We start from the raw sequence: 3541 nt of genomic DNA, 5'->3' as shown, positions 1-3541 counted from the left end.
ATTTTGTCTTCTCGTACGCTCCTCCTCCTCAACTACGAATATCCGCCAATAGGCGGCGGGGCGGGGAATGCCACGGCCAACATGGCCCGGGAGCTGGCCGGGCTGGGGCACCGGGTGCGGGTCGTGACGGCTGCTTTTGCCGGGCAGGCGAAGCGGGAGGTGGTCGACGGCTACGAACTGTGGCGCATCCCGGCGGTGCGGCGTCATGCCGACCATTGTTCGCCCTTGGAGATGCTGACGTTTCTGGCCAGCGCCGGGGTTTTTCTGCCGCTTATGCACCGTCGGTTCAAAGCCGATGCCTGTATCTGCTTTTTCGGCATCCCCTGCGGCCCGGCCGCCTGGCTGCTCAAGGTGTTGTGCGGCGTGCCCTATGTCGTGTCGCTGCGCGGCGGCGACGTGCCGGGCTTTCAGCCCTACGATCTGGCCGGCTACCACCGGGTGACCGGGCCGCTGATTCGTTTTTTGTGGCGCAAGGCCGCCCATGTGGTGGCCAACAGCCAGGGGCTGGCCGAACTGGCCCGGCAGTCGGCCGGCGAGACGCCCATTTTGATGATCCCAAACGGCGTGGACACCGGGCGGTTCCAGCCGGCCGGGCCAGGGGAAGCGGCGGACACCGGCCCCCTGCGCCTCGTCTTTGTCGGCCGGCTGGTGCGCCAAAAGGGCCTGGACGTGCTGCTTGAGGCCCTGTCCCGGCTGCCGGCCGATCTTGATTACCGGCTCACCATCGTTGGCGACGGGCCGCTTCGGCCCGAACTGGCCGAGCGGGCCGCTGCCCCGGGCCTGTCCGGCCGGGTGGCGTTTGCCGGCTGGACGGCCCGCGAGGCCATGCCGGGACTGTTGCGCCGGGCCGACCTGTTCGTGTTTCCCTCCCGCGACGAGGGGATGCCCAATGCCGTGCTCGAAGCCATGGCTTCGGGGCTGCCGGTGGTGGCCACGCGCATTTCCGGCAATGAGGAACTGGTTCTCGACGGCCAGACCGGTTGTCTGGTCCCGCCGGACGATGCCCCGGCCCTGGCCGAGGCCCTGGCCCGGCTTGTGGCCGGCCGGGCCCTGTGCCGCCGGATGGGGGCCGCCGGCCGGGAACGGGTGGTGCGGGAGTATTCCTGGAAAAGCGTAGCCGAGCGCTATGCCGCCCTGTGCGCCGGGAAGGGAGCGTAAGCCATGTGCGGCATCTGCGGTTTATTGACCGACCAGGGCAGCCCCGAGACCCTTGGCACCATCCTGGCCGTCATGAACGGCCGGCTGGCCCATCGCGGCCCGGACGGCGAGGGCATCTTTCTCGATGCCTTTGTCCAGGGCGGCGGCGCGGCCCTGGCCCATCGCCGGCTGGCCATTATCGACCTCGTGACCGGCGATCAGCCGCTTTTTAACGAGACTCGCACGCTCTGCATCGTCTTTAACGGCGAGATCTACAATTTTCAGGAGCTTCGCCAGGAGCTTATCGCCAAGGGCCACGTGTTCGCCAGCCGCAGCGACACCGAGGTCATCATCCACCTCTACGAGGAGCTTGGCCCGGCCTGTGTGACACGCCTTCGCGGCATGTTCGCCCTGGCGATCTGGGACGCGGGGCGTCGCGAACTCTTCCTGGCCCGTGATCCGTTTGGCAAAAAGCCGCTCTATTATGCCGCCATCCCGGGCGGTCTGGCCTTTGGTTCGGAACCCAAGGCCGTGCTGGCCCATCCGGCCGTGACCGCCCGCCTGGACGCCGAGGCCGTGGCCCATTACCTGACGCTCCAGCATGTGCCCGAGCCTTCGACCGGCTTCATCGGCCTTGCCAGCCTGCCTGCCGGCCACACCCTGCTGCGCCGCGACGGCAATACCCGCATCGACCGCTTTTTCCGGCTGGAGTACCAGCCCAAGCTGACCGGTTCCGTCGATGCCCTGGCCGAGGAACTGCGCCATCGGGTCACCGAGGCCGTGCGCCTGCGCCTTGTGGCCGATGTGCCGCTGGGGGCGCATCTGTCCGGCGGCGTGGACTCGGCCATCGTCACCGCCGTCATGGCCGGGCTGACCGACCAGCCCGTGCGCACCTTTTCCATCGGCTTTGCCGAAGAGGCCTTCAGCGAAGCCCCCAAGGCCCGGGCCGTGGCCGAACGCTTCGGCACCCGCCACACCGAATTCATCCTCGGCTTTGACGAGGCCCGAAGCGTCATGGAAGCGGTGGTCGCGGCCACGGACATGCCCTTTGCCGATCCCTCGGCCCTGGCCGCCTGGCATCTGTGCCGGCTGACCCGGCAGCATGTCACCGTGGCCTTAAATGGCGACGGCGGCGATGAGATGTTCGCCGGCTACCAGCGCTACTGGCTCGACCCCCTGGCCGATGCCTACGCCCGCCTGCCCCGGATCCTCACCCGGCGGCTGGTCCCCTGGCTGGCCGACAGGATTCCGGCCCGGGGCGACGTGCCGGTCGAGGCCGACTGGCGCGCCGGGCTGAAACGTCTGGCCCAGGCCGTCAGCCTGCCCCGCGCCGCCAGCCTCGTACGCTGGGGATCGTACTTCTCGCCGACCGACCGTCTGGCCCTGTTGCGCCCGGAATTCGCCAAGGCCGCCGGCCCGGCCGATTCCGTGGCCCTGTACGAATATACCGCTGCCGCATCCAAGGCCGACGCGGCCCTGGACGCCAGCCTCTTTGCCGACGCCACCATCTATCTGCCCGGCGACCTGCTGGTCAAAGCCGACCGCATGGCCATGGCGAGCGGCCTGGAAGGCCGCTCGCCGCTGCTTGACAGCGAACTGGCCGTTTTCGCCGCCCATCTGCCCACCCGTCTCAAACTGCGCGGCCTGACCGGCAAGTACCTGCTGCGCCGGGCCTTTGCCGATCTCCTGCCGCCAGGCATCGCCAACCAGTCCAAACGCGGCTTCGGTCTGCCCGTGGCTGGTTGGTTTCGCGGCCCGCTGCGCGAATTCGCCCACGATCTGCTCACAAACGGCCGGGTGGCCCGCGACGTGGCCCGCCCCGAAGCCATCGGCGCCATCTTAAGCGCCCACACAGCCGGCCGGGCCGACCACGGCAAACGCATCTTCGCCCTGGTCATGCTGGAGCTGTGGCTGCGCCGCTTCTTCTGATTCCCCCCTTGCGCCCCATCGTCAATCAGGCACAATACGCCCCAAAAAGGGGGCTACAATGCCATACGCCGTCCGCATCCTGACCGCCGCCCTGTGCCTGCTGTGCGCCGCACCGGCCATGGCCCAGGCCAAGACCGGCAAACGCTGCTTTTTCGTTGGCGGCTACCCGGCCGCCGAAACCAGGGAACTGCTCGCCAAGGCCCAGGCCCTGACCGACCAGGAAGACGACGCCGGCCTGACCGCGCTGCGCGCCCAGGGCACGGTGCTCATCCCCCAGGGCAAACCCGCCGAAAACGTCCAGTGCGGCACCGACGGCCTGTGCCAGGTGACCGTCTACGGCAAGCGGCTGTGGATGCTGCAAAACGGATTGCAATGCCCGTAGGGCAAGGGAGGTGAGGGCGAGAGGGCGGGAGACGGGAAGAGAAGCTCCGGCGGCACGGGGCCATGAGCCCCGGCCGCGCCAGCCATCCCCGTT

3 protein-coding genes are annotated in these 3541 nt (G+C 68.7%); all 3 read left to right on the top strand.

The window, feature by feature from the left end:
* From DVDV_RS21550 to DVDV_RS21540, 3 genes are read left to right on the top strand one after another with little or no spacing between them, the layout of a single operon-like run.
* Nucleotides 1-1158: a glycosyltransferase family 4 protein gene (locus tag DVDV_RS21550; RefSeq protein WP_083634865.1), complete on the top strand. Its 1158-nt coding sequence runs from the start codon at nt 1-3 to the stop codon at nt 1156-1158.
* A 3-nt stretch (nt 1159-1161) separates the two neighbouring features.
* Complete coding sequence (asnB, locus tag DVDV_RS21545; protein WP_075356616.1) at nt 1162-3066, top strand: asparagine synthase (glutamine-hydrolyzing); 1905 nt, start codon at nt 1162-1164, stop codon at nt 3064-3066.
* Nucleotides 3067-3124: 58 nt separating this feature from the next.
* Entirely contained in the window at nt 3125-3448 is a 324-nt protein-coding gene (locus DVDV_RS21540) for a hypothetical protein (protein ID WP_075356615.1), read from the top strand.
* Nucleotides 3449-3541 lie beyond the last annotated feature (93 nt).

The organism is Desulfovibrio sp. DV (genome assembly GCF_001936595.1).
Classification (GTDB): domain Bacteria; phylum Desulfobacterota; class Desulfovibrionia; order Desulfovibrionales; family Desulfovibrionaceae; genus Solidesulfovibrio.
Note: the sequence above shows the minus strand (reverse complement) of the source record. Positions and strands in the feature narration are given on the sequence as shown.

Bases quoted from the DNA above. Each gene is read 5' to 3' on its own strand.
- asnB (WP_075356616.1), top strand. From the start codon at position 1,162: ATGTGCGGCATCTGCGGTTTATTGACCGACCAGGGCAGCCCCGAGACC.
- DVDV_RS21540 (WP_075356615.1), top strand. From the start codon at position 3,125: ATGCCATACGCCGTCCGCATCCTGACCGCCGCCCTGTGCCTGCTGTGC.